At 65.9% G+C, this 24,929-nt stretch carries 28 protein-coding genes and 1 pseudogene; 11 read left to right on the top strand and 18 right to left on the bottom strand.

Going from position 1 to position 24,929, the window contains the following annotated elements; all coding sequences use genetic code 11:
• Positions 1–313 precede the first annotated feature (313 nt).
• From ACVILH_RS02120 to ACVILH_RS02085, 8 genes and pseudogenes are all read right to left on the bottom strand, one after another.
• Entirely contained in the window at positions 314–880 is a 567-nt protein-coding gene (locus ACVILH_RS02120) for a phage holin family protein (protein WP_456711405.1), read from the bottom strand.
• Between the two features lie 141 nt (positions 881–1,021).
• Positions 1,022–1,519 carry an endonuclease domain-containing protein gene (locus ACVILH_RS02115; RefSeq protein WP_456711404.1) on the bottom strand — a complete coding sequence of 166 codons (498 nt, stop codon included), beginning with the start codon at positions 1,517–1,519 and terminating at the stop codon, positions 1,022–1,024.
• Between the two features lie 164 nt (positions 1,520–1,683).
• Entirely contained in the window at positions 1,684–3,027 is a 1,344-nt protein-coding gene (locus tag ACVILH_RS02110; RefSeq protein ID WP_456711403.1) for an aminotransferase class III-fold pyridoxal phosphate-dependent enzyme, read from the bottom strand.
• A 303-nt stretch (positions 3,028–3,330) separates the two neighbouring features.
• A complete protein-coding gene (gene prmB, locus ACVILH_RS02105; RefSeq protein WP_456711402.1) occupies positions 3,331–4,296 on the bottom strand; it encodes a 50S ribosomal protein L3 N(5)-glutamine methyltransferase in 966 nt (321 codons plus the stop codon).
• Positions 4,296–4,761, bottom strand: a pseudogene (locus ACVILH_RS02100) (molybdenum cofactor biosynthesis protein MoaE). Before ACVILH_RS02100 ends, prmB begins: the two are co-directional and overlap by 1 nt.
• A gap of 19 nt (positions 4,762–4,780) precedes the next feature.
• The gene (gene moaD / locus ACVILH_RS02095) at positions 4,781–5,032 is read right to left on the bottom strand and encodes a molybdopterin converting factor subunit 1 (protein ID WP_456711401.1); all 252 of its coding nucleotides are present in this window, start codon (positions 5,030–5,032) and stop codon (positions 4,781–4,783) included.
• Positions 5,029–5,646 carry a CDP-diacylglycerol--glycerol-3-phosphate 3-phosphatidyltransferase gene (pgsA, locus tag ACVILH_RS02090; protein WP_456711400.1) on the bottom strand — a complete coding sequence of 206 codons (618 nt, stop codon included), beginning with the start codon at positions 5,644–5,646 and terminating at the stop codon, positions 5,029–5,031. The genes moaD and pgsA overlap by 4 nt, the downstream gene beginning before the upstream one ends.
• Before the next feature lie 250 nt (positions 5,647–5,896).
• Positions 5,897–6,232 carry a GIY-YIG nuclease family protein gene (locus tag ACVILH_RS02085; protein WP_456711399.1) on the bottom strand — a complete coding sequence of 112 codons (336 nt, stop codon included), beginning with the start codon at positions 6,230–6,232 and terminating at the stop codon, positions 5,897–5,899.
• A gap of 149 nt (positions 6,233–6,381) precedes the next feature.
• On the opposite strand from ACVILH_RS02085, the gene ACVILH_RS02080 reads away from it, so the two are divergent.
• Genes ACVILH_RS02080 through ACVILH_RS02065 form a run of 4 tightly spaced genes read left to right on the top strand, consistent with a single transcriptional unit; the run spans position 6,382 to position 7,721 of the window.
• Positions 6,382–6,723 carry an ArsR/SmtB family transcription factor gene (locus ACVILH_RS02080; RefSeq protein ID WP_456711398.1) on the top strand — a complete coding sequence of 114 codons (342 nt, stop codon included), beginning with the start codon at positions 6,382–6,384 and terminating at the stop codon, positions 6,721–6,723.
• Positions 6,716–6,979: a hypothetical protein gene (locus ACVILH_RS02075; protein WP_456711397.1), complete on the top strand. Its 264-nt coding sequence runs from the start codon at positions 6,716–6,718 to the stop codon at positions 6,977–6,979. Before ACVILH_RS02080 ends, ACVILH_RS02075 begins: the two co-directional genes overlap by 8 nt.
• Positions 6,976–7,308, top strand: a complete 333-nt coding sequence (locus ACVILH_RS02070) for a DUF3817 domain-containing protein (RefSeq protein ID WP_456711396.1) — start codon at positions 6,976–6,978, stop codon at positions 7,306–7,308. The genes ACVILH_RS02075 and ACVILH_RS02070 overlap by 4 nt, the downstream gene beginning before the upstream one ends.
• Entirely contained in the window at positions 7,305–7,721 is a 417-nt protein-coding gene (locus ACVILH_RS02065) for a CopD family protein (RefSeq protein WP_456711395.1), read from the top strand. The genes ACVILH_RS02070 and ACVILH_RS02065 overlap by 4 nt, the downstream gene beginning before the upstream one ends.
• A 28-nt stretch (positions 7,722–7,749) precedes the next feature.
• Here the strand turns inward: ACVILH_RS02065 and uvrC are convergent, their stop codons facing one another.
• Positions 7,750–9,813 (bottom strand): excinuclease ABC subunit UvrC, encoded by a 2,064-nt coding sequence (gene uvrC / locus ACVILH_RS02060; RefSeq protein ID WP_456711394.1) that lies wholly within the window; start codon positions 9,811–9,813, stop codon positions 7,750–7,752.
• Positions 9,814–10,061: 248 nt separating this feature from the next.
• Between uvrC and ACVILH_RS02055 the strand changes: the two genes are divergently transcribed.
• Positions 10,062–10,694, top strand: coding sequence for an outer membrane protein (locus tag ACVILH_RS02055; RefSeq protein WP_456711393.1), 633 nt, complete (start codon positions 10,062–10,064; stop codon positions 10,692–10,694).
• Positions 10,695–10,952: 258 nt separating this feature from the next.
• On the opposite strand, the gene ACVILH_RS02050 is transcribed toward ACVILH_RS02055, so the two are convergent.
• The 4 genes from ACVILH_RS02050 to ACVILH_RS02035 form a co-directional block, all read right to left on the bottom strand.
• Positions 10,953–11,168, bottom strand: a complete 216-nt coding sequence (locus tag ACVILH_RS02050) for a cold-shock protein (protein ID WP_006612991.1) — start codon at positions 11,166–11,168, stop codon at positions 10,953–10,955.
• A gap of 252 nt (positions 11,169–11,420) precedes the next feature.
• Positions 11,421–12,281 carry a 23S rRNA (adenine(2030)-N(6))-methyltransferase RlmJ gene (locus ACVILH_RS02045; RefSeq protein WP_456716850.1) on the bottom strand — a complete coding sequence of 287 codons (861 nt, stop codon included), beginning with the start codon at positions 12,279–12,281 and terminating at the stop codon, positions 11,421–11,423.
• A gap of 93 nt (positions 12,282–12,374) precedes the next feature.
• Positions 12,375–13,079, bottom strand: coding sequence for a ribonuclease T2 family protein (locus tag ACVILH_RS02040; protein ID WP_456711392.1), 705 nt, complete (start codon positions 13,077–13,079; stop codon positions 12,375–12,377).
• Between the two features lie 128 nt (positions 13,080–13,207).
• A complete protein-coding gene (locus tag ACVILH_RS02035) occupies positions 13,208–13,687 on the bottom strand; it encodes a hypothetical protein (protein WP_456711391.1) in 480 nt (159 codons plus the stop codon).
• A 169-nt stretch (positions 13,688–13,856) separates the two neighbouring features.
• Between ACVILH_RS02035 and ACVILH_RS02030 the strand changes: the two genes are divergently transcribed.
• On the top strand, positions 13,857–14,162 hold the full coding sequence (locus tag ACVILH_RS02030; protein ID WP_456711390.1) for a hypothetical protein: 306 nt from the start codon (positions 13,857–13,859) through the stop codon (positions 14,160–14,162).
• Between the two features lie 99 nt (positions 14,163–14,261).
• The gene (locus ACVILH_RS02025) at positions 14,262–14,810 is read left to right on the top strand and encodes a DUF3617 domain-containing protein (RefSeq protein WP_456711389.1); all 549 of its coding nucleotides are present in this window, start codon (positions 14,262–14,264) and stop codon (positions 14,808–14,810) included.
• A 322-nt stretch (positions 14,811–15,132) separates the two neighbouring features.
• Here the strand turns inward: ACVILH_RS02025 and ACVILH_RS02020 are convergent, their stop codons facing one another.
• From ACVILH_RS02020 to ACVILH_RS02010, 3 genes are all read right to left on the bottom strand, one after another.
• On the bottom strand, positions 15,133–16,521 hold the full coding sequence (locus tag ACVILH_RS02020; protein ID WP_041757058.1) for an ATP-binding protein: 1,389 nt from the start codon (positions 16,519–16,521) through the stop codon (positions 15,133–15,135).
• Positions 16,522–16,819: 298 nt separating this feature from the next.
• Complete coding sequence (locus ACVILH_RS02015) at positions 16,820–17,551, bottom strand: response regulator (RefSeq protein ID WP_456711388.1); 732 nt, start codon at positions 17,549–17,551, stop codon at positions 16,820–16,822.
• Positions 17,548–18,099: a MarR family winged helix-turn-helix transcriptional regulator gene (locus ACVILH_RS02010; RefSeq protein WP_456711387.1), complete on the bottom strand. Its 552-nt coding sequence runs from the start codon at positions 18,097–18,099 to the stop codon at positions 17,548–17,550. Before ACVILH_RS02010 ends, ACVILH_RS02015 begins: the two co-directional genes overlap by 4 nt.
• Before the next feature lie 346 nt (positions 18,100–18,445).
• Between ACVILH_RS02010 and ACVILH_RS02005 the strand changes: the two genes are divergently transcribed.
• From ACVILH_RS02005 to ACVILH_RS01990, 4 genes are all read left to right on the top strand, one after another.
• Entirely contained in the window at positions 18,446–19,525 is a 1,080-nt protein-coding gene (locus tag ACVILH_RS02005) for a branched-chain amino acid aminotransferase (RefSeq protein WP_456711386.1), read from the top strand.
• A 312-nt stretch (positions 19,526–19,837) separates the two neighbouring features.
• Complete coding sequence (gene hisS, locus ACVILH_RS02000) at positions 19,838–21,436, top strand: histidine--tRNA ligase (protein ID WP_456711385.1); 1,599 nt, start codon at positions 19,838–19,840, stop codon at positions 21,434–21,436.
• 186 nt (positions 21,437–21,622) lie between these two features.
• Positions 21,623–21,826 (top strand): tautomerase family protein, encoded by a 204-nt coding sequence (locus ACVILH_RS01995; protein ID WP_456711384.1) that lies wholly within the window; start codon positions 21,623–21,625, stop codon positions 21,824–21,826.
• Between the two features lie 247 nt (positions 21,827–22,073).
• A complete protein-coding gene (locus tag ACVILH_RS01990; protein WP_456711383.1) occupies positions 22,074–22,469 on the top strand; it encodes a thioesterase family protein in 396 nt (131 codons plus the stop codon).
• A gap of 112 nt (positions 22,470–22,581) precedes the next feature.
• On the opposite strand, the gene proC is transcribed toward ACVILH_RS01990, so the two are convergent.
• A complete protein-coding gene (proC, locus tag ACVILH_RS01985) occupies positions 22,582–23,409 on the bottom strand; it encodes a pyrroline-5-carboxylate reductase (protein ID WP_456711382.1) in 828 nt (275 codons plus the stop codon).
• 898 nt (positions 23,410–24,307) lie between these two features.
• A complete protein-coding gene (locus ACVILH_RS01980; protein ID WP_456711381.1) occupies positions 24,308–24,808 on the bottom strand; it encodes a YbjN domain-containing protein in 501 nt (166 codons plus the stop codon).
• Positions 24,809–24,929: the final 121 nt, after the last annotated feature.

Here is a 24,929-nt window from a genome sequence, read left to right as displayed (position 1 = left end):
CCTTAGCACTTCTGTTGATTCGCGAGGATAGTCGGCAGGATTCAAATACCGGGAGACGCCGATGATTTCCCGGCCGCGTGTCATTTACGCAAGTTCACGCGGAGAGGTGGAGTGTCATCGTAGGGTCGCATCCCGTAGAATAACGGTCGATGCGTGCTGGCAAGTTCAGCCCGCCCTGAACGATGCGCGCTCCGCTGGCTCGGAGCGCGGTTACGATCGTCAGCAGCAGAAGCTTCACGCCTCGCCGCGCAATGCTGATCAGCTCAAGTAATCCCGCGCGGTCTCGACCTGTGTCGAACCGCGCCGAGAGGCCTCAGGAGGCCTCTGAAGCATGACGCTGACGCCGGCGCAGAGCCGCTACGCCGAGCAGCAGCGCAGCAACGGCGACGCCAACGGGCACGTTGACGCGACCGAGCGCGCCGGCGCGTCCGCTGGTATGGTCCGTCGATGACGGCGCCAGCGGAATCGTATCCGGATCGATGTCGTCGCTGTCCGGCTGCCGCGCCACGGGAGCCGCGATCGCCACCCGCAACCGGCTGCCGAGCGAGGGATAATGCGGGGTCGGGCTGCGCAGCTTGATCGCCGCGATCACCGCACAGATCACCGCCAGGACGACGAAGATGCCGCCGACCACCGCGAAGGCGGTGAACAGGCCGTAGGTCATTTCCACCCAACGGAACAGGGCGGTGAGTCCAACGATGCAGGCGGCGATGAGGAAGATGCCCGCCGTGGCAAACAGCCCGGCGGCAACGGCGTAGGACGTCACCGTGCCCGTCGCCTGCCGCGTGCGATCCCGCATATAGGCCTGGGTGGCGCGCTTGACGCGGTTCAGCCTCTGCTCGAGGCCCAATTGCAGGAGCTCTCCTGGCGGTGCGAGCATGCGCGTCCTCCAAAGTCGTTGCCGCGCGCGAACCGCCGGCTCGCGACATGAACGTGGAGGATTTGGGAAGGTTCCCGAGCCCGCTAACTCTGCAACTTGGTCGTCGCCTGCTCATCCGAGCTTACTACTGTCGAGTTGGCCTTAGTTGGCGTTGCTTGAATTGCATGGCGGAGTTTTGCCGGTGCCCGCACCGTCCGTGTCATCCGGGCCGCTGGCGACACTCTCTCCGCTCCCTCCCCCCTTGTGGGGGAGGGTCGGGGAGGGGGGTGAGCCGCGGGCGCGGTCGACGACGGCCTGGCGGATGGCTTCAACAACACCCTCCAGCTTCGACATCACCTGCGCGTTGGTGAAACGAAGGACTGCAAATCCCTCGTCTGCGAAAAACGCGTCGCGCTTGGCGTCTTTCGTTTGCCGTTCGGCAAAGTCGTGTGACTCGCCGTCGAGCTCGATCACGAGCTTTGCCGCGAAGCAGACGAAGTCTGCAATGTAGTTCTGAATCGGAACCTGACGGCGAAAGCCTGCGCCCTCAATTCGATTCGCCTTGATGTCCCGCCATAGCAGCGTCTCGGCCGGAGTCATCGTCTGGCGAAGTTGCTTCGCTCTGTTGCGCTGGCGGTCGCTGACGACTGCGTGCGGCATCCTGGGCTACCCCCCTCCCTGACCCTCCCCCACAAGGGGGGAGGGAACGGATAGAACGGTGACTGTTGCAGCATAGCAAAGGCTGCGCCGGGCGCTCGCAAATAAAAATGGCGGCTCCTTGAGCCGCCATTTTTATCTGTTGCTGTCGATTGTTGTCGCGCAGCTTACGCCACGGCCTTGATGACCTTGCCGACTTTCTCGACGATCTCGCCGACCTGATCCTCGCTGATGATCAGCGGCGGGGTCAGAGCGAGGGTGTCGCCGGCGATGCGCAGCATCATGTCGGTGTTGTGGAAGGCTTGCTCCATCGCCTGATAGCCGCGCTTGCCGACGGCGTCGGGCAGCGGCGCGAGGTCGATGCCGGCGGTGAGACCGACCGTGCGGATGTCGAGCACGTTGGGCAGGCCCTTGAGCGACATCACGGCGTCGGCCCATGTCGGCTCGATCGCCTTGGCGTGCTCGAACAGCTTGTGGTCGCGATAGATGTCGAGCGTGGCGAGGCCGGCGGCGCAGGCGATCGGGTGCGCCGAGTAGGTGTAGCCATGGGTGAACTCGACCATGTGCTCCGGGCCGCTCATGAAGGCGTCGTGGATGGTGTCGCGCACCAGCACGCCGCCCATTGGGGCTGCGCCATTCGTCACGCCCTTGGCGAAGGTCAGCAGGTCCGGCGTGACGCCGTAGCGCTCGGCGGCGAAGGCGTGGCCGAGGCGGCCGAAGCCGGTGATGACCTCGTCGAAGATCAGCAGGATGCCGTGCTTCTGGGTGATCTCGCGCAGCCGCTTGAGATAGCCCTTCGGCGCCGGGATCACGCCGGTGGAGCCGGCCATCGGCTCGACGATGACCGCGGCGATGGTGTTGGCGCCATGCAGGCCGACGAGCGTCTCGAGCTCCTCGGCGAAGTGCGCGCCATACTCCGGCTCGCCCTTGGTGAAGGCCTGCTTCTCGCGGTCATAGGTCGCCGGGATGTGGTCGACGCCGGTCAGCAGGGTGCCGAACATCTTGCGGTTGTTGACGATGCCGCCGACCGAGGTGCCGCCGAAGCCGACGCCGTGATAGCCGCGGACGCGGCCGATCAGGCGGGTGCGGCTGCCCTGGCCGTTGATCTGGTGATAGGCAAGCGCCATCTTCAGCGCGGTGTCGGCGGCTTCCGAGCCGGAGTTGCAGAAGAACACGTGGTCGAGCCCGGCGGGCGCGAGGTCGGCGATGCGGTTCGCCAGCTCGAACGCCTGCGGAATGCCGAACTGGAACGGAGGCGCGTAGTCGAGGGCTGCGGCCTGCTTGCCGATCGCCTCGGCGATCTCGGTGCGGCCGTGGCCGGCATTGCAGCACCACATGCCGGCGGCGGCGTCGATGATCTTGCGGCCGTCGACGGTGATGTAGTGCATGTCCTTGGCGCCGGCGAGCAGGCGCGGATTCTTCTTGAAGGCCCGGTTGGCCGTGAACGGCATCCAATGCGCGGCAAGATCATTCGGGACGGTGACGGCGGGGCGGGGGCTCTTGTCCAGCATGGGGACCTCTTCGGACGTTCAAGGCAGATTGTGCGACGGCGACAGCATGACCCGGAAAGGTGGCAAACCGGTTGCCAGACACGGACCGAAACGGATCATGCGTGAGCGGCCTGAATGCGCGCGCCGACGTGGTCAGCCGATGATCCGGGCCGGCGGCAAGCTATCAGTTTCGCGGGCCAACGGAAACGTCAAAGGTCCGGCGTTCCCGCTGCCCTGGTGAGCGAATTCTGCACAGCGGCAGCAGTTTGTGCCGAATATTGGAAGTCCGCTGCGTCATTTCGCGTCAGCGCTTCGCGCGGAGATTTACACCAGATCGCGCGCGGTGATCCAGAACACCTCGCCCTCGGAATCCTCGGTATCGAGCCACAGCAGCGGCAGGTCCGGGTACGCCGCCTCGATCTGCGGCCGGTCGCGGCCGACCTCGCACAGCAGCCCGCCTTCGGCGGTCAGGTGGTCGCGGGCCTCGGCGATGATGCGGTGGATGATGTCGAGCCCGTCGGGGCCACCGTCGAAGGCCAGCGCCGGCTCGGCGCGGCATTCCCGGGGCAGGCCCGCCATGCCCTCGGCATCGACATAAGGCGGGTTGCTGATGATCAGGTCGTAGCGGCGCTGGCTCAGCGGCGCGAACAGGTCGCCGCGATGCAGCGAGATGCGCTCGCCGAGATCGTAGTCGGCGACGTTCTTCGCTGCGACCGCGAGCGCATCCTTGGAGATGTCGACCGCATCGATGACAGCGTTCGGAAAGTGGCGGCTGGCCAGGATCGCGAGGCACCCCGAGCCGGTGCAGAGGTCGAGCACGCTGTCGACCGCCAGGGGATCGTCGATCAGCGAGGTGCCGTCGGCTTCGGCGCCGCCAAAATGTGTCTCCAGCAGCTCGCCAATGAAGGAGCGCGGCACGATGACGCGCTCGTCGACATAGAACGGCAGGCCGCGCATGTAGACCTTGTTGACGAGATACGCCGCCGGCTTGCGCGTGGCGATTCGGGCATTGACCAGGTCGAGGATGGTCTTGCCCTCGGCGGCGGTGACCCGCGCCGTGACGAAGGTCTCGAACTGCTCCGGGCGCAGATGCAGCGCCTCGCCGATCAGGAACGCGGCCTCGGAGACCGGATCGGTGGTGCCGTGCGCGAACACCAGATCGGCGTTCTGGAAGCAGCTCACCGCATAGCGCAGGTAGTCGAGCAACGTGACGAGCTCGCCGGCATTGACCTTCGGCAGCCTCGGAGCCGCCGTTTTGCGCGGCGCAGCCGCCTTCGCTGTCTTCGCCATCACTTCGTCCAGCGCGCCGCGGCGGCATCGTCGTGGCTCCTGGCCTCGACCCAGCTGCCGCCGTCTTCGGTTTCCTCGCGCTTCCAGAACGGCGCGTTGGTCTTGAGATAATCCATCAGGAACTCGGCCGCCTCGAACGCCGCCTGACGGTGGCTGGAGGCGGTGACCACCAGCACGATGTTCTCGCCGGGCGTGATGCGGCCGAAGCGGTGGATCACGGTGAGGCCCTGCAGCGGCCAGCGCGCCATCGCCTGCTCGGCATGGCGCATGATCTCGGCCTCGGCCATCCCTGGATAATGCTCGAGCGTCAGCGCCGAGATCGGCGTCTCATGGGTCGTTGCCGCGGCACAGGCCGGAGAAGCTGACGATGGCGCCGATATCGGTGCGTCCCCTGCCGAGCGCCGCGATCTCGGCGGCGGTGTCGAAATCCTCGTGCTGCACCCGGACGGTGACGATCGCGGTCATGGACGAATCTTCGTTGGCGTCAGCCGCCGGTCATCGGCGGGAAGAACGCGATCTCGCGGGCGCCGGCGATCGCCGTCTCCGGCTGCACATGGGTCTGGTCGATCGCGGTGCGGATCACCTTCGGCTTCTCGAACGCATAGGCGTAACCTTCGCCCTGCGCCGTGAGCCACGCGATCAGCTCGCTGACAGTGCGGACATCGGCCGGCGGCTCGATCGTTTCCTCGGCCTTGCCGATGCGCTCGCGCACCCAGGCGAAATACTTCACCTTCATCGCGAATCTTCCTCGATGAGGTGATGGATGCCGGCGCGGAAATAGTCGTAGCCGGTGTAGATGGTGAAGATCGCCGACGCCCACAGCAGCACGATGCCGATCATCGTCACCACGGGAACCACGAGGTCGCCGGCCTCGCCCGCGAGCAGGAAGCCAATTGCGATCAGCTGCATCGTGGTCTTCCACTTCGCGACCTTGGTGACGGGCACGCTGACGCGCAGCGCGGCGAGATATTCGCGCAGGCCCGACACCAGGATCTCACGGCACAGGATCACGATCGCGGCCCACAGGGTCCAGCCATGAATGCTGTTGTCGGCGGCCAGCATCAGCAGGCACGAGGCGACCAGCAGCTTGTCGGCGATCGGATCGAGCATGCGGCCGAACGCCGATTGCTGGTTCCAGATGCGGGCGTAATAGCCGTCGAGATAATCGGTGACGCCGGCGGCGATGAACACGGCCACCGCGACCCAGCGCAGCCACAGCGGATAGTCCATGATCGACTGCGCGTAGATGCAACCGACCACGACCGGTATCGCGGCGATGCGCGTATAGGTCAGGATGTTCGGCAGGGACGTCGACGTCTTGCTGGGCACGCGTGTGGTCGCAATATTCATCCGGTGTACCAATACTGCCGCCGTTCGAACGTCAACCTCCGAGCCGATCGGCTATGGCAGGATGACGCAGATATGACGCTGTTCGCAACGAAGTCTTGCGGAGATAGGAACTCTCCCGCCGGGATACAAAGAGAGCGGTAACGCTTCCTTAAGCAACCCGGCGCGCCCGCGCCAGTGTCGAGATCGCTCCGAGCGACGCGCGCGCCGCTCCCTTCTTATTGCGATGCAATGACAGCAGCGCGACTCCGCGTCAGATCGCCTCGGCCTGATGAACGGCACACCAATGTGCCTGACGCTCCGCGAACACGCGGTCGCGGACATAGGCCAGCGTCTCCTCGTCGAAGGTCTCGATCACCTCCAGGCTGAATGCGGCCTCGCCATGGGCGGCCCAGGCCGCCTGCAATCCGCCGCGCCGGTGGCCGCCCTGGCGCAGGGTGAACCAGAGACGGTTCTGGATCTTCTCCAGGTCGGGTGCGCAGCCGATCCAGCGGGCGCCGGTCGCTGCACAGGTGACGGCGAAGATGCCGGCCGGGGTCTTGCGCTCCTTGTAGGCGGCGGTGGCCGCCTTGCGCTGATCGGGGGTCATGATAGGGGCTCCGTGGCGATTGGCCGGTCGATCTATATTTTTATCCGGGTAAATATGGAAGATGAGAAATATTTCTCTGACAGGTGTCTCTGACTGTTGACGCCTTGTCCTACCTGTCAGAATATTCTGACAGGTAGGAGCAGCGGCAGATGCCGAGCCAAGGTGATCAACTGCTGGACAGGCTGTCGGCGCTGGCCAATCCGCATCGGCTGCGGGTGCTGGCCGCGCTGCGTCTCAACGGGCGCACCTATGTCAGCCAGCTCGCTCGAGAGCTCGGGATCAGCCGGCCGCTGCTGCACCTCCATCTGCGCAAGCTCGAACAGGCGGGGCTCGTGGTCAGCCGGCTGGAGCTGTCTGCCGACGGCAAGGCGCTGAACTATTTCGAGGTCGCGCCCTTCGACATCGCGCTCACGCCGTCCTCGATCGCCGAGGCAGTCCAGACGCTGAGCGTCCCCGCCTCCATCAAATCGGAAGGAGACCCCCATGGCTGACAAGGCCGCCATCTTCCTGCTCATCACCATCCTCGTGCTCGTCACCATCATCCTGGTGTTTGCGATGAAGTATGTCGCCGCCGTCCGGCAGGCCGGGCTGCAGGTCGCCACGGAGGAGGGCTATCGCGCGCTGACCGAACGGGCGGTGCGGGCCCAGGAGACGAGCGTCGAGCTGCTCGCCGCGCTCAAGAGCAGTCTCGGACAGATCGAGCTGCGGCTCGCCCAGGTCGAAAAGGTCCTGAAGGAGGTCGAATGATGACATCCCCGGATCACGCCGAGGAGCTGTCGCAACTGAAGCGGATGCGCGCGGTGTCGCTGCTCGAAGGCAGCACGCTGTTGCTGCTGGTGCTCGTTGCGATGCCGTTGAAACATTTTGCCGGCGTCGCGATCGCGACCCGCATCATGGGGCCGATCCACGGTCTCGCCTTCCTGACCTATGTCTGGATGCTGATCCAGCTTGCCGCCGGCGGCGGCTGGTCGCGGGCAGAGATCATCCGGATGACGATCGCTGCACTCGTGCCGTTCGGCGGCTTCGTCAATGCCGGCGTCCTGGCGCGCCGCGAGACGGCGCTGGCCGCGCCATGATCTATGTCTGGGTGAAGGCGCTGCATGTCGCCGCGGTGCTGTGCTGGAGCGGCGGGATGCTGGCCGCGGCGGTGACCCTCGCCGCGCATGCGGCCACGGATAACGCCGCGGGCAGGGGCATGATCGCGGCGGTCAGCCGCTGGGACCGGCGGGTCACGACGCCGGCCATGCTCGTCGTGTGGGGCGCGGGCCTCGCGCTCGCGATGCAGGGCCAATGGTTCGGCTCGCTGTGGCTGACGATCAAGCTCGGCCTCGTAGCCGGGCTGTCCGCGCTGCACGGCGTGCTCGCGGGGATGCTGCGGCGGCTGGCGCGGTCCGAGGCGCCGGTGCCGCGCTGGTTCTCCCATGTGCCGCCGCTGATCGTGGGCAGCGCTGCTGCGATCGCCGTGCTCGTCGTCGTCAAGCCGTTCTGAGCACCGCGACGATGGCGCAGCATCGCGGTCAGCTCGCGTTGCTGTGGAAGTACTCGAAGATCTTGCGTGCGCTCTCGGCGCTGACGCCCGGCACCTTGCCGAGATCGGCGATCGACGCGCGCTCGATCTCCTTCAGGGTACCGAAGTGATGCAGCAGGGCGCGCTTGCGCGACGGGCCGATGCCTGGGATTTCCTGCAGGCCGGCCTCGCGGATGTCCTTCTTGCGCAGCTTGCGGTGCGAGCCGATGACGAAGCGGTGCGCCTCGTCGCGCAGACGCTGGATGAAATACAGCACGGGATCGCGCGGCTCGAGCTTGATCGCCTCGCGCTCGGGAATGAACAGCGTCTCGCGCCCGGCGTCGCGATCCGGACCCTTGGCGACCGACATCAGCGCAACGTTGCTGACGCCGAGCTCGGTGAAGATCTCGCGGACGGCATTGAGCTGGCCACGGCCACCGTCGATGATGACGAGGTCGGGCCATTGCGGCACGTCGTCCTCCTTCGCGGCCCGCGCAAGGTCCTTCTCGGACGGCGCGACCAGCCGATTGAAGCGGCGCTGCAGCACCTCCTTCATCATCGCGTAGTCGTCGCCGGGCGTGAGCCCCTCCGACTTGATGTTGAACTTGCGGTACTGGTTCTTCATGAAGCCGTCGGGACCGGCGACGATCATCGCGCCGACCGCGTTGGTGCCCTGGATGTGGCTGTTGTCGTAGACCTCGATGCGCTTCGGCACCTGCGGCAGAGCGAGCGTCGCGGTCATCGCTTCCAAGAGGCGGCTCTGCGTCGCGGTGTCCGCGAGCTTGCGGCCGAGCGCCTCGCGCGCATTGGTCAGCGCGTGGCCGACCAGGTCCTTCTTCTCGCCGCGCTTCGGGCAGGACACCTCGACCTTGTGGCCGGCCTTGACGCACAGTGCCTCGGCCAGCAGCTCGGCCTCCTCGATCTCATGCGACAGCAGGATCAGTTTTGGCGGCGGCTTGTCGTCGTAGAACTGCGACAGGAAGGCGGACAGCACTTCCTCTGGCGTGAACGTCTTCTCGGCGCGCGGGAAGTAGGCGCGGTTGCCCCAGTTCTGGCCGGTGCGGAAGAAGAACACTTCCACGCAGGAGAAGCCGCCCTCTTGATGGATGGCGAACACGTCGGCCTCCTCGACCGTGCGCGGGTTGATGCCCTGCTGCGAGGAGATCGCCGACAGCGCCGCGAGACGGTCGCGATAGACGGCGGCGGTCTCGAATTCGAGCTCGCCTGATGCCTTCTCCATCTCGCTTGCGAGCAGCGCCTTCACCGCCTGGCTGCGGCCGGACAGGAAGTCGGTCGCCTCGCGCACCAGCTCAGTGTAGCCGGGGAAGTCGATTTCCTGCGTGCATGGGCCGGAGCAACGCCGGATCTGATGCAGCAGGCAGGGACGGGTGCGGCTCTCGAAGAACGAATCGGTGCAGGAGCGGATCAGGAACGCGCGCTGCAGCGCCGTGATGGTGCGATTGACCGCGCCGGCGGAGGCGAACGGGCCGAAATAGCGCCCCGGCCGCGACTGCGCGCCGCGATGCTTGAGGATCTGCGGCGCCCAATGGTCGCCGGTGATGAGGATGTAGGGGAACGACTTGTCGTCGCGCAGCTGCACGTTGAAGCGCGGCTTGAGCTGCTTGATGAGGTTGGCCTCGAGCAGCAGCGCCTCGGTCTCCGTGGTGGTCGAGACGATCTCGACGCTCACGGTGGCCGCGATCATGCGCAGGATGCGCGCCGGCAGCGGCGCGTTGGCGCGGGCATAGGACGACAGCCGCTTTTTGACGTTCTTGGCCTTGCCGACATAGAGCACGTCGTGCGCCGCATTGAGCATGCGGTAGACGCCGGGCGAGGTCGGCGCCAAGCGCACCGCGTTCTCGATCGCGGCATGGCCGGTCGCCAGCGGACCTTCGCCGATCGGCTCCAGGCTCTCTTCCGTCAGCTCCGGCAGGCGGCCGTCATCGTCCTCATCCGCGGGGGCGGCGGGGTCGAGATCGGGCGTGTCGGCGGCATCTGGCGGCAGGTCGGCCGTCGCGCCACGGCGGCTGTCAGGCGCCGGCGCCTTGGGTGGATCGGAGCTGTCGGTGGTCATGTCGCCAAATTAAGCGCTCGCAGCCGCTCCCGCCAGCGGGCGCTGGCGCCATGCACAGGGCAGGGAGACAAGCAGGCGGTAACGCTTCGTTAAGCACGTTAATGGCCCGCTAACCGGGCTTAACAACGGCTTAACCTAAAACTCTCGATAAATGCTCACGAAAAAAGACGGAGTTCCGTAACCATGCCGGCCCGCGCGTGTCGCGGTGCTTGCTCCGGCGGGTTGCGGCGAGTGGCGTGGAGTGAGCGATGAACAGGTTCTTGGTCAGTGCTGCCGCGGTGGCGGGGTTGGGCGCGGCTCTCGGATCGGTGCCGGCGCAGGCGGCCGATCTCGGCTATGGCAGCCGTGCGCCCTACACGGTCAATCAGCCCTTGAATGCCTATAGCTGGGCCGGTCCCTATCTCGGCGGCACGCTGGGCTATGAATGGGGCACGGTCGGCAACAATTCGACCAAGCCGTCCGGACTGACCGGCGGCATCACCGCGGGCTACAATTGGCAGAACGGCCCTTGGGTGTTCGGCATCGAGGGCGACTTCAACCTGACCGGGGCGAACGACACCTTCGCGCCGTGGAAATTCTCGAACCCGTGGTTCGGCACGATGCGCGGTCGCGCCGGCTACGCCTTCAACAACATCCTGTTCTACGGCACCGGCGGCCTCGCGCTGGGCTCGCTGCGCGCGGAAACGTTCGGTCTGTCGGAATCGCACACTGCGGTGGGCTGGACGCTCGGCGTCGGCACCGAGGTGGGGCTGACGCAGAACTGGAGCGCCAAGATCGAGTATCTCTATGTCGATCTCGACAGCAGCAATTTCGTGATTACGGGGGCGAAGAACGACTATCGGACGGGACTGGTGCGCTTGGGCATCAACTTCCGGTTCTGATGGCAAAACGGGATAGGAAGAAGAAACGTCGAACGACAACCTTCCGGCCGCTCGCGCGGCCGGAATTTTTTTATCATGATCCTCGATGCGATCTGGAGGCGTGCAGCGTCGCGCGCAGCCTGCACGTACGAAGCAGCAAACGCTGTGCACGCGGGCCGGCTGCGCTGCCGGCGGCTTCCAAAACCAACGAACGAATGACGTCGAGGCGCCCGCCGCTGCAGTCACGCTGACGCGTGAGCGGTGGCCGGCGGGCTCGCCTCAGGACGACAGGACCAGGTTCACCGCTTTCGGGCCTTTGCCCTTCTTGTCGGGCTCGACCTCGAAGCTGATACGCTGTCCCTCGGTCAGATCCTTCAGGCCGGCGCGCTCCACCGCCGTGATGTGCACGAACACATCTCGACCACCGTCGTCCGGCTTGATGAAGCCGTAGCCGCGCTCACCGTTGAAGAACTTGACTGTCCCAGTCATGGCCATCGGGAAACTCCTCCCCCGCAATGCTTCCTCCACTGCGCGCCCTGCGCAGCGTCCGACCGGACATCACTTTGATCGGAAAGCGTTGGCCACCTTAACGCCCAGCGCTCGCCGCGCCGGATCGCCGGATCTTATTAGGCCTTGATCACCCCGCCGCAACCATTCGCGGAAGCGGAACGTAAAGCCAGTCTTACAATCAGACACAATAATACGGTTCCGCGCCGATTGACTACGGCTTTTCGACCAATACCGCTGTCAAGCTTTGGGGATTTCCAGCCGGAAGCGTGCTGCGCCGCCTTGGCCGAGCGGCCGGACGAGCTCCTGCAGGATGAGCTTCAGCTCATCATGCAATGTCCAGGGCGGATTGACGACCAGGAGCCCGGTCGAGGTCAGCGCCTCGCCTTCGATCTGCGGCGCAACGCTGAACTCGATGCGCAGCACCTTGCCGGGTGGCTTGGCCGCAGCCGCAAGCTGGACGACGCGCTCGGCGAGCTGCTCGGTCGCGCGGCGGCTCTTTGCGGGATACCAGAGCACGTAGATACCGGTCGTCCATTTCGCATAGGCTGCGGCAAAGCGGTCGGCCAGACGCTCGAACTCATCCTTGGCCTCGAAGGCCGGATCGATCAGCACCACGCCGCGGCGCTCGTTCGGCGGCACGAAGGCGGGCAGGGCAACCCAGCCGTCGAGATCGACGACGCGCGCCTGCGTGTCGCGGCGCAGCGCATCGATCAGCTGCTTGCGCGGCACCGGCGCCAGCTCGCACAAGGTCATGCGGTCCTGCGGCCGCAGCAACGCACGCGCGATCAGCGGCGAGCCGGGATAGGCGACGAGCTCGGCCTTGGGATTGAACGACCGGACGACGTCGAGATATGGTTGAAGCAGTGCATAGGCGTCGTCCGACAGACGCGCCTGCAGCAGCCGCGCGATGCCGGTGAGGTACTCGCCGCTGCGGGTGGCCTCGTCGCCGGTGAGATCGTAGAGACCAGCGCCGGCATGGGTGTCGATCACCCGGAACGCCGCCGGCTTCTCCTGCAGATAGACCAGGATGCGCGTCAGCACGATGTGCTTGATGACGTCGGCGAAGCCGCCGGCATGAAAGGCGTGTCGGTAGTTCATGCCGCCGGAGTTACGCCGTTCCACGCCAAAAGGGTACCCCGTCGTGACGTCCGCTGTCTGCGATCGCACGAACGGCGCGACCGGGCGGAGCTCCTAGCCGCCGCGCACCGGCGGCATGTTCACCTCGTCGCGGCGGCAAGCCTGGCGGTCGACCTCGTCGCAGCTCCGGAACTCGAGGTCCTTCGACAGGCAGATCCGCACCTCGCTCAGCCGCGTGCGATTGCAGGTGACGGCGATGCCCGACGTGGTCAGCTTGGGATTGGCCTTGATGAAGGCCTCCTCGACGGCGGCCGGAGACACCGTCTTGGCCTCCGACAGATCGAGAAACTCGGGCGGGATCTTGATGGCGGCGCGGGCTTTGCGAATCGCCTCGAAATAGGCCTTCGCCGACAGGCCGGCGCAGGTGCCGTGCTTGTCCCATTCATTGTAGATCAGCCCCGGCGCCGGCATCAGGTCGAGCATCGAGGTCATGATGTTGCGCGGCAGGCGCGGCGCCGGCTGCTCGCAATATTCGGGATAGCCGGTCTCATATTGCGGCCACAGCCCGTGCACGACGAAGGAATAGGGCCGGCCGCTGCATTGCTGCGAGCGGTTGCCACGGCCGCCCCGCTCCTCGGCCTCGGCGCAGAACGATGGCGACCAGGACAGCGACAGCACGTAGAAATCGAACGCGCCCGGAGCATTCTGCCGGCGGTCCTGAGCATCGGCCGGCCTGACGGCGAGCGCGCCGAGCAGCAGGGTCAGGCAGACGATGGTTCTGGCAAAGAAGACGGCAGGTCGGCGCAGGCAATCGAACATGGCGAACTCCCCCGGACAATGGCGGGAGCCTAGCAGCACTCCGGAACATTTCAAGAACAAAATGGCTGCCCGGAGGCAGCCACGTCATCTGGGCTCGGAGCGAGCCGCCTTGTTCGGCGAAACCCGAATCAGGGCTTGGCGGCGCGGCAGGCCGGATTGAACGCCCAGTTGCGGTCGAGGCCGACGACGCAGAACTCGACGCCCTGATCGTAGCCGGCGAAGCCGCCGTCCTCGATGATCGAGAAATTGACGGTGCGGGCCTTGCCGTCGCTGATCATCACGCTGCCGGTGCAGAAGCGGCGCGGAATGTTGTCGGACTGCCAGGGCCGGAAGGCGATCTCATGGATATTGGCCACGCCGGTGATCTGGAGCGAGGAATTCCAGAAGGTGCTTTCCTTCTCCTGGAACCGGCTGACGATGGTCGGGATGGCTGCCTCGCAAGGGGCGACCCGGCCGTCATATTTCGGGCCCGACAGCCAGAAGTTCATCTCGAGCGGATTGGCGGCATGGGCCGGGGCCGTCGCGAGCAGGGCGGCAAGCAGCGCGCCGCAGGCGGCGCCGAACGTCTTGAAGGAGGAGCTCTTGAAGGAGGAGCTGAAGTCGCGCATGGGCCGTCCGAAAATCTGATCCGGGGAGCGTGGACCGTGCCGCGGCGGCCACAGGAGGTCAAGTGCAACGCGGCAACACTCCACGATTAGTCCTGTTAACCGGGGAGCGGTGTTCTTTTCTTGGCCGGACAGGACCTTTAGAATGGCGAACCAGACCAGGGAGATTGCAATGCGGACGCTCAAGGCCGGATTCGTGAAGACTGCAGGCCTCGTGGCCTTGGGGACGTTGCTGGCCGCCACGGCCGCCCAGGCCGACGTGGTGCCGGCGTTCAAGGGCAACGACACCGGCGGCATCATTTCCTATCAGCTGGCCCAGACCACCGACGCACGCCAGCTCGCGGTCGATCATTGCGCTTCCTACGGCAAGGTCGCGAAGTTCGGCGCTGTCGACGCCCGCTATGGCGGCTACGTCTCGTTCGCCTGCCGCTGGGTACCGTATGGCTCGGCGCAGCGGCCGCTGCGGACGCTGTACTGATCCTCGGCCGACTGACGTTCGCTCCGTCGTCGTTCTCCCAATTGCCATCTTTTGGCGGCATTCGCTCCGGCATCGCGCAACGATCTGGAACGAAAGCACATGACCTGCACACGCATCGCCCTCGGCCTGTTGGCCTGCTGCCTTCTCAGTGTGGCCGCCAGCCCGAAGGCCCGCGCCGTGGACCTGCCGGTCCGCAAGGCGGGGCTGTGGGAGCTGAAGATGGTCAGGTCCGGCGGCCAGACGCCCGACATGACGATGCAGCACTGCACCGACGAGACCACCGACAAGGACATGAACAACATGGCCTCGCCGATGGCGCAGCAGGTCTGCTCCAAGCAGGAGATCCAGAAGACGGCGACCGGCTATATCAGCGATGCCGTCTGCAATTTCGGCGGCATGAGCACGACCTCGCATGCCGAGATCACCGGCGACTTCAATTCCGCCTACACGGTGAAGACCACATCGAAGATGTCCGGCGGCGCCACCGGCGCCGGCACCAAGGACACGGCGATGACGATCGAGGCGAAGTGGCTCGGCGCCTGCAAGCCCGACCAGAAGCCCGGTGACATCGTCATGCCCGGCGGCATGAAGATGAACGTCAAGGACATGAACAAGCTGAAGAACCTGATTCCGGGCGTGAAGCAGTAGGCTGCGGACTGGCGACTGAGTGGGCTCGTCGAGCTTCTAGAGAAGTATGAGCAGGTTGCCACGACGGCAGTCTGCTCCCTCTCCCCGTTCTTACGGGGAGAGGGCTGGGGTGAGGGGCAGCGGCACGGGAAGTGCGTATCGTAAGCGTTCGTCCCGCTTAGTTCGTCAGTCCGAGTCGTCCAACGTCTCAGTGCGATCGTGCGAGATATGACAGCTTACGAGGCTCGCCGCTGACACTGATGGTGTGGCTGCCCCTCACCCCAACCCTCTCCCCGTGAAGAACGGGGAGAGGGGGCGCACCGCCGTTTGGGCGACAGTCGGCCTAAACCGGAATCCGAACGCTCGCCCTCAAGCCGCCCATCGGGCTGTCGCCGAGCGTGATGTCGCCGCCGTGGGACCTCGCGATGTCGCGGGCGATGGCGAGGCCTAAGCCGGTGCCGCCTTCGTCCTGGTTGCGGGCGTCGTCGAGGCGCAGGAACGGCTTGAACACCTCCTCGCGCATGGCGGCGGGAATGCCGGGGCCGTCATCGTCGACGGTGATGGTGAGATAGCGGTGGTCGCGATGGCCGGTGATGGCGATCGCATCCGCGTGGCGCGCGGCGTTGGAGACGAGGTTGCCGAGGCAGCGCTTCAGCGCCTGCGGCTTCACGGTCACCACCGGCAGCCCATGGAATGACACGGTGGCGGAATGGCCGTTGCGCTCGGCATCGCTGCGCAATTCCTCCAGCGCGTTCGAGATGTCGGTCGGCTGCGCGATCTCGCCATTGTCGCCGCGAGCGAATGCCAGATAGTCCTCCAGCATGTGCGACATCTCGTCGACATCCTTGCGCATGGCGTCGATCTCGGGGCTGTCGCCGAGCAGCGCGAGCTCGAGCTTGAAGCGCGTCAGGATGGTGCGCAGGTCGTGGCTGACGCCGGCCAGCATCGCGGTGCGCTGCTCCATCGCGCGCTCGATGCGCGCCTTCATCTCGAGGAAGGCATGCGCCGCGCGCCGCACCTCGCGCGCGCCGCGCGGCCGGAAGTTCGGCACCTCGCGGCCCTTGCCGAAGCTTTCGGCGGCGTCGGCGAGCCGCAGGATCGGCTTGATCTGGTTGCGCAGGAACAGCACCGATACGATCAAGAGGATCGATGACGTCCCGACCATCCAGAACAGGAAGATGTCGGTGTTCGACGCATAGGCAGCGCCGCGTTGCGCGAACACGCGCATCACGGCATCGTCGAGCGCGATGCGGATCTCGACCAGGTTGGAGCGGCCGACGGTGTCGATCCAATAGGGGCGGCTGATCTGGCGGCCGATCTGGCTCGACAGCGACTGGTCGAGCAGGTTGAAGAACGGTTTCGGCCCGGGCGGCGGCATGTCGCCAGCGGGCAGGAAATCGACCACGAGATTGAGCCGCTGCTGCGCGATCCGGCGCAGCATGGTGCGGTCCTTGTCCTGCGGATAGCCCTTGTAGATGTCGATCAGCGCGGCGACGTCCTGCACGACGGCGGCGGACAGGCGCCGCGTCACCGTGTTCCAGTGCCGCTCCATGAACACGCCGGCGACCACCGTCTGCAGGATCACCATCGGCACGATCATGATCAGCAGCGCGCGCGCATAGAGGCCGGTCGGCATCCAGCCCTTGAAGGCGTTGCCGACAATGCTGTTGGCCCGCGACACGCGGCGGGATGCGGTGCGGATGAGGGTGAGGCCGGTGTCGAGGGTGGTCATGCGTATCGAACCCTCTGTTGTTGCACGGGCGCGTGCGGCGGTCTCGGTGCACCCTCTCCCCTTGTGGGAGAGGGTGGTTTCGAACGAAGTTCGAAACCGGGTGAGGGGTATGCCTCCGCAATCTCATCTGCGGAGGCATACCCCGCACCCGGCTCGCATGTCGCTCCGCTCATGCGATCCACCCTCTCCCACAAGGGGAGAGGGTGCACCGAGTATGCCGCTGGGTGTGTGCGCAACTTCGTGGGCAAAGATGTAGCTTTGCGGTGGTGCCCGCGTCGGATCGTCAACCCACTCATCCTCAGCCCGACGTCATCAGCCGGTAGCCGATGCCGCGCACGGCTTGCAGGAACAGCGGGTTGGCGGGGTCGATCTCGAGCTTGCGGCGCAGGCGGTTGATCTGCACGTCGACAGCGCGCTCGTTGACGGTGCCGTTGCCGGTCAGGGCGCCGCGCGGCACGGTCTCGCCGCGGGCGGTGGCGAGGATGCGCAGCATCTCGCGCTCGCGATCGGTGAGATGGACGATCTCCTCGCCCTGTTTCAATTCGCCGCGCGCCAGATGATAGACGAAAGGACCGAAGCTGATCTGCTCGATGACCTCCTCGGCCGGCGGCGGCGCGGCGCGCTTGAGGATGTTGCCGATGCGCAGCGCCAGCTCGCGCGGCTCGAACGGTTTGGCGACGTAGTCGTCGGCGCCGAGCTGCAGGCCCTCGATGCGGCTCTCCGGCTCCGATCGCGCGGTCAGCATCACGATCGGCACGGATGACTGCGTGCGGATGAAGCGGGCGAGGTCGAAGCCGCTTTCGCCGGGCATCATCACGTCGAGAATCAAGAGATCGAAATGCAGCCCCGTGAGCTTGGCTCGGGCGTCGCTTGCGCTCGCCGCCGTGGTGACGCGATAGCCCTCGCCGCGCAGGAAGCGCGACAACAGATCACGGATGCGGCGGTCGTCGTCGACGAGCAGGAGATGCGGCGCGTCGTCGGCCGGCGTCTGCTGCTGATGCGGGGCGATGGCGGTGATCGTCACGGTCACTCCTTGGCAGCGGTGACGGGCGTCCGGAAGATCGCTTCCAGCACCTTGTCCGGATCGTCGCGATCGATCATCGCGCGCAGGAATTGCCGGACTTTTTCTGCGCCGGCCGGTCCGATCTGCTCCAGCGCACGATCGATGCGCTTGGTCTGCAATCCTGCTAGCTTGGCCACCAGCGCCTCGCCCTTCGGGGTGGCGAAAAGAAGGCGCTGCCGGCGATCATTGTTGCCGGTCTTCTGCACGATATAGCCTTCGTCGAGCAGTTGCTTGAGCACGCGGCCGAGCGACTGCTTGGTGATGCGCAAGACGTCGAGCAGATCGGCAACCTTCAGGCCAGGATAGCGTGTGACGAAATGCATCACGCGGTGATGCGCGCGGCCGAAGCCGAACGCCTCCAGCTCATGGTCGGCATCGCCGACGAAGTCGCGATAGGCGAAGAACAGCAGCTCGATGATGTCCCAGCGCAGCGCCTCGCCGCCGGCCGGCGCATGAGGCTCGGCCGCGCGCAGTTCCGGGCTCAACGTCGGAGACGAGAAATTTATGTCAGCCATATTGACGTTTCTGCGGTTCAATGTTACAAAACAGTCGCCCGCTACGAAATTTTAGATCGTTTCATTAGAGGGCGATCGTCTCTGGACGTGTCTGAACGGGCCAAAAGCAACCCCGACGGGCAACCCTGGGCGACGTATCGAACAACCGTGTGATGTCGAGCGGCATTTCGGCAAACCATACTGGACTTCCGCCGGGCGCAAAAGCATGTCCTGTGTTGGCACGCTTGCCTGGTGACCGGCCCAAAGGCCGGCCGCGGCAGGTCCGAAATTCAAATGCCGACTGGCCCGATCGGACGGGTCGGCGCCAGAACTCGCGAATGGCGATCAGAGCGGGGGAAGCAAGGACATGACTTTGACATTCGACATCAAGCCTTCGGCGAACCCGACCTCCGACCAGGAGCGGGCGGCCAAGCTCGCCAATCCCGGCTTCGGCCGCGTGTTCACCGATCACATGGCCGTGGTCCAGTACAGCCAGGACAAAGGCTGGCACAGCGCGCGCGTCGAATCCCGCGCCAACTTCCCGCTCGATCCGGCCGCGGCCGTCCTGCACTACGCGCAGGAGATCTTCGAGGGGCTGAAGGCCTATAAGCGCGACGATGGCGGCGTGAACCTGTTCCGCCCCGACGCCAACGCCAAGCGGTTCTGGAATTCGGCCGAGCGCATGGCGATGGCGCAACTGCCCGAGAGCGTCTTCATCGAGGCGGTCGAGCAGCTCGTCCGCATCGATCGCGCCTGGATCCCGGGCGGCGAGGGCAGCCTCTATCTGCGGCCGTTCATGATCGCCAATGAGGTGTTTCTCGGCGTCAAGCCGTCGGCGGAATACATCTTCGCGGTCATCGCCTCGCCGGTCGGCTCCTATTTCAAGGGCGGCCCGGCGCCGGTCTCGATCTGGGTCTCGGAGAACTACACGCGCGCTGCCGTGGGCGGCACCGGCGGTGTCAAATGCGGCGGCAATTATGCGGCGAGCCTCAAGGCGCAGGCCGAGGCGATGGCGCAGGGCTGTGATCAGGTCGTGTTCCTGGATGCGATCGAGCGCCGCTATGTCGAGGAGCTCGGCGGCATGAACGTGTTCTTCGTGTTCGCCGACGGCTCGCTGTCGACGCCGCCGCTCGGCACCATCCTGCCCGGCATCACCCGTGACTCCATCATCAAGCTGGCCCGCGACGCCGGCCGCGAGGTCCGCGAGGAGGCGTATGCGATCGACCAGTGGCGCGCCGATGCCGCGAGCGGCAAGCTGAAGGAAGCCTTCGCCTGCGGCACCGCCGCGGTGATCTCGCCGATCGGCAAGGTGCGCTCGACGAGCGGCGACGTGCTGATCAACGGCGGCGACGCCGGCCCGGTCGCCATGGGCCTGCGCAAGCAGCTGGTGGACATCCAATACGGCCGAGCTGCGGATCCGCATCAGTGGATCAGGGATGTGAAGTAGGGCTGTCGCCGCACGGACGGTCGACTCCCCTCCCCGCCTAGCGAAGCTTCGCTTCGCGCGGGGGGAGGGGGCGCACCGCCCGTGAGGCGAACATCCTGGCTCTCATTGGGCATGAGTGACCCAATGTGATGCGTGGTTGCCTGCCCCGCCCTTCGGGTTGCCGCACCCCGCCCTGGCTGCTACCAACCAAGCCAACGCATTCCATCCCGTAGGGTGGGCAAAGGACCGCGAAGCGGGCCGTGCCCACCGCCTGCGGTGTTTGTCACCCACGGTGGGCACGCTGCGCTTTGCCCACCCTACGTGTCGAGTCCCATGTCCGACAAACCCAAGAAACCCCAGAAGCTGAAGGCGCGGCTGCCGCGCGGGCTCGAGGATCGCGGCCCGGCGGCGATCGCCGCCACGCGCGAGATGGTCGAGAAGATCCGCACCGTCTACGAGCGCTACGGCTTCGAGCCGGTGGAGACGCCGGTGTTCGAATACACCGATGCGCTCGGCAAATTCCTGCCCGATCAGGACCGTCCGAACGAGGGCGTGTTCTCGTTCCAGGACGATGACGAGCAGTGGATCTCGCTGCGCTACGACCTCACCGCGCCGCTCGCGCGCTATGTCGGCGAGCGATACGGCACCGATGGCCTGGTGCTGCCGTATCGCAGCTACCGCTCCGGCTACGTCTTCCGCAACGAGAAGCCGGGCCCCGGCCGCTTCCGCCAGTTCATGCAGTTCGACGCCGACACCGTCGGCTCGGCATCGCCGGCGGCCGATGCAGAGATGTGCATGATGGCGGCCGACACGCTCGAGGCGCTCGGCATTTCCCGCGGCGACTACGCGATCAAGGTCAACAATCGCAAGGTGCTCGACGGCGTCATGGAGGCGATCGGCCTCGGCGGCGACGAGAACATCGGCCGCCGCCTGACGGTGCTGCGCGCGATCGACAAGCTCGACCGTCTCGGCGAGCGCGGCGTGCGCGAGCTGCTGGGCGCGGGCCGCAAGGATGAGAGCGGTGACTTCACCAAGGGCGCCGGGCTCGACGACGCGCAGATCACCAAGATCGAGACCTTCGTCAATGCGCGCGCGCTGGTCGCGCCGCCGACGCTCGCCTATGCCGGCGACAAGGATGTCGCGCAGCGACTCGCCGGCGATGCCGATCGCAAGGAGAGCGAGTACGACGTCGCCCGCCGCATCGTCGACATGCTGCGCGAGACCTTTGCCGACTCCAAGCTCGCGGTCGACGGCCTGAACGAGCTCGTCGAGATCGCGCGCCTCGTCGATGCCGCCGGCTATCACAGCCAGATCATGGTCGATCCCTCGGTCGTGCGCGGCCTCGAATACTACACGGGCCCGGTGTTCGAAGCGCAGTTGCTCGCCGCGATCCCGAACGAGAAGGGGCAGCCGGTGGTGTTCGGCTCGGTCGGCGGCGGTGGCCGTTACGACGGCCTCGTCTCGCGCTTCCGTGGCGAGCCGGTGCCGGCGACAGGCTTCTCGATCGGGGTGTCGCGGCTGCAGGCGGCGCTGACCTTGCTCGGCAAGCTCGACACGCGGCCGGCCTTCGGCCCGGTCGTCGTCACCGTGTTCGATCGCGACCGCGTCGCCGATTATCAGAAGATGGTCTCGACCCTGCGCGGCCACGGCATCCGCGCCGAACTCTATCTCGGCAATCCGAAGAACATGGGCAACCAGCTCAAATATGCCGACCGCCGCAATGCGCCCTGCGTCATCATTCAGGGTTCGGACGAGAAGGCGCGCGGCGAGGTGCAGATCAAGGACCTGATCGAGGGCGCCAAGGCCGCCGCCGCCATCGCCTCCAACCAGGAATGGCGCGAGAGCCGCCCGGCGCAATTCTCGGCCAAGGAGGACGAACTCGTCGCCGCCGTCCGCGAGGTGCTCGCGCGCCATGACGTGAGCTGGGGGTAACGACAGCCTCGGCGAGCATGCGGCGCGGTTGGTCGACGCGTCGTTGCGAGCGAAGCGAAGCAATCCAGGGCCAAGCAGAACGATCTTTCGGAGCAGCCCTGGATCGCTTCGTCGCTTCGCTTCTCGCGATGACGGTTTCACTCACAGACCCGTTGCGAGAACGGTCAGAATAGAAGGAGGACGTAGATGCCCGAGATCACCATCAACATGGCCGCCGGCCGCACCGACGAGCAGAAGACCAACATGATGCGCGACATCAGCAAGGCGCTGGTGACGCATCTCGGCGTCGACCCCGAAGCCGTCGTCATCCAGATCAACGAGGCGCCGCTGACGCACAAGATGAAGGGCGGCAAGACCTTCGTCGAGCGCCTGGCCGAGCAGAAGAAATAGCCTCACTGTCGTCCGCGCGGAGCGCGGCCATCGCCTCCGTCTCGATAAGCACCGGTGTCGTCCCGGCCTAGTGCGCAATTGCGCACGCGGAGCCGGGACCCATACCCTCAGGAAGCGGTTCGAGGCAGGCTGGTCATTGGCTTTGTCGCCCATCAGGACCGCCGCGGCGTATGGATCCCGGATCGGCGCCCGCCGCGCTGTCGCGCGTCGTGGCTTGTCCGGGACGACATGGGAATTTGGAGCGACCATGGACGCACGTGACATCATCAAGCCGGGCCTGCGCGCCGAGCGCCTTTTGGTCGTGCCGCCGGAGCGCACCGTGGGCCATTTCGTGCCGCATATGCCGATGGTCTATGCGACGCCGATGATGATCCTGGAGATGGAGATGACGTCGGGCGATGCCATCAACCCGGTGCTGCCGTCCGGCTGGGTCACCGTCGGCACCGAGGTCAATGTCCGCCATCTCGCCGCGTCGCCGGTCGGCGCCACCATCCGCACCGTGGCCGAGGTGATCGAGGTCGAGCGCCGCGTGATCCGCTTCAGCGTCGAGGCCTATCATGGCGAGGTGAGGATCGGCGACGGCCGCCACGGCCGCGGACTGATCAATGTCGAGCAGTTCAAGAAGCGGTTCGCGGTGCCTTAGGCGGCGTATTCCACCGTCATTGCGAGGAGCGAAGCGACGAAGCAATCCAGGGCCGCGGGCGTGCCCCTGGATTGCTTCGCTGCGCTCGCAATGACGGCGGAAGGTGTGGAGGCTACTTCGCCAGTTCCCTTGAGCGTGCCGTTGCCGCCGCCACAGCGCGCTCCAACAGCGGCTTGAAGCCGTCCGTCCCCATCAGCACCGATAGCGCGGCCGCAGTGGTGCCGCCGGGCGACGTGACGTTCTGCCGCAAGGTCGCCGACGGCAGCTCCGACTGACGCAGCAGCTCGCCGGCGCCGGACACGGTGTCGCGCGCGAGCCTCGTGGCCAGCGCCTCGGGCAGGCCGGCGGCGATGCCAGCGCGGGCGAGCTCCTCGGCGAGCAGGAAGACATAAGCGGGGCCGGAGCCGGACACGGCGGTGACCGCATCCATCAGTGTCTCGTCCTCGATCCATTCCACTGCGCCGGTGGCGCGCAGCAGCGCATCCGTGAGCGCGCGCTGCGCCGAGCTCACATTGACGGCGGGCACCGCGACCGTGATGCCGCGGCCGATCGCAGCGGGCGTGTTCGGCATCGCGCGGACGACCGCGCCGCCGACCACCTGTTGCAGGCTGGCGATCGTGGTGCCGGCCATGATCGACAGCACAAGCGTGGCGTCGCCGACCCACGGCTTCAGCGCCGGCCCCGCCTCGCGGAACATCTGCGGCTTGACGGCGAGGATGACGACCTCAGCCGCCATGGCTTCGGCGGGATTGAGCCGGACGCCCCTGGCCGCCAGCACCGTAATCTCCGCCGACGGCATCGGCTCGATCACAACGACGCGCTTGGGATCGAGGCCCCCTGCCAGCCAGCCGGTCAGCATCGCCCCGCCCATCTTGCCGGCGCCGGCGAGCACGATCGTGCCGGTGAAGTGATGAAGCAGGTTGTTGTCCGCTGAAGCCACGACGCACTCCACTGTCGTCCCGGCGAAAGCCGGGACCCATAAACACAGGCGGTTCTAGTGGAGCGAGGGCAGAGCGACAAGCATCGCGCGCCACGCCGATATCACGCGGTATGGGTCCCGGCTCAAGGCCGGGACGAGTGCGTCCGCGAGGACGCTTTGTTGGAGCGGTGGAAGTCCGCTCTGGAGTTGGTTGCAGCTCCATAATCGAAGGTAACTGCGTCGCCGTGAGGCGGGGTGGAGAGCAACCGGAGGTGAACTGGCAGTCCGTAGGAGCACGAACCTGATTCGGCGGGGAGCTGTGGCGAGCCTGCTCGTCCTTGGCGAAGCCTGGAAGTAACCCTCGGCGCTGAAGCGACGTCCAAAGCGACCGAGGGACAGCCCGCGTGGTTGAGGTCGGAATGCCGGGAAGGCAAAGCGGAGTAAGCGGAGAGACCTGACGTTTGGGTGAGAGCGTCAGGAGTCAGAGCCCGCATAGTACCGTTGTGGTCTGGTGCACGGACCACTGTAGGAGGGGGTAGCAAAACCCTTCCAAGGGAAGGTAGGGCAGGAAGGTGGACGAGCGAAGATCATGTCGAGGCAAAGGCAGCATTGTGAGTGCCGAAGAGGCTAAGCAAGATGCAGAGGGACCGCACGCAACTCAGGCGTCGGTCGAAGCCGAGATGTGGACGGAGCGCGTGCTGTCGGCGCTGGCAACGGCGTCACAGGTGGCAGGAATGCCTCCTTCGCGAATGCTGGGTGGTTCACTCTTTACGCTACCCAGCAAGCAGCGAGACGGTCTCGATTGAGAAACCACCAACTGGAGAGCCGTATGCGGGAAAACCGCCCGTACGGTTCGGAGGGAGGGGAGGCCAAAAGCCTTCCCTACCCCTATCACCGAGTGTGTCCAGGCGCCGGCGAGTTACGCCTCGCCTTCCGTATCGAACAGCGCCGCCGCCATGGCGTCCTGGGTCGACTTGCCGGCCCAGACGACGAACTGGAACGCCGGGAAGTAGCGCTCGCAGGCGTGGATGGCGCCGGCCAGCATGCTCTCGCATTGCGGACCCGAGGCGGTGATGCCGCCGGGCAGCACCAGCGCCTGGCGGTGCATCACCATGCCGGTATGGGTCCAGATGTCGAAATGGCCGAGCCAGAGCTGCTCGTTGATGGCCGCGATCAGCCGCTGCACCTCGGCGCGGCGCGCTTCCGGAATCTTCATGTCGAAGGCGCAGGCCAGGTGCAGCGCCTCGATCTCACCCATCCAGGTGAAGGAGATCTGGTAGTCGGTCCACTGCCCTTTGGAGGCGATCGTGATCTCGTCCTCGCCGGAACGCTCGAACATCCAGTTGTTGTCGGCGGCGATGTTCTCGACGACGCTCAAAGGATGATTTCCGGAATCGATAGTGCTTTCGAGCAGGGACATGCCGTCTCGACCTCGTCTTCTTGATCTCGTTGGTACTTACGCGGCGACCCGGCCCGCGCCCTCACGGCGCTTCGAGACCCGGCTTGCAGCCTCGGAGGTCCCCCGGGCGTGCGACGACAAA

This window comes from Bradyrhizobium sp. USDA 4353 (assembly GCF_054063215.1).
Note: the sequence above shows the minus strand (reverse complement) of the source record. Positions and strands in the feature narration are given on the sequence as shown.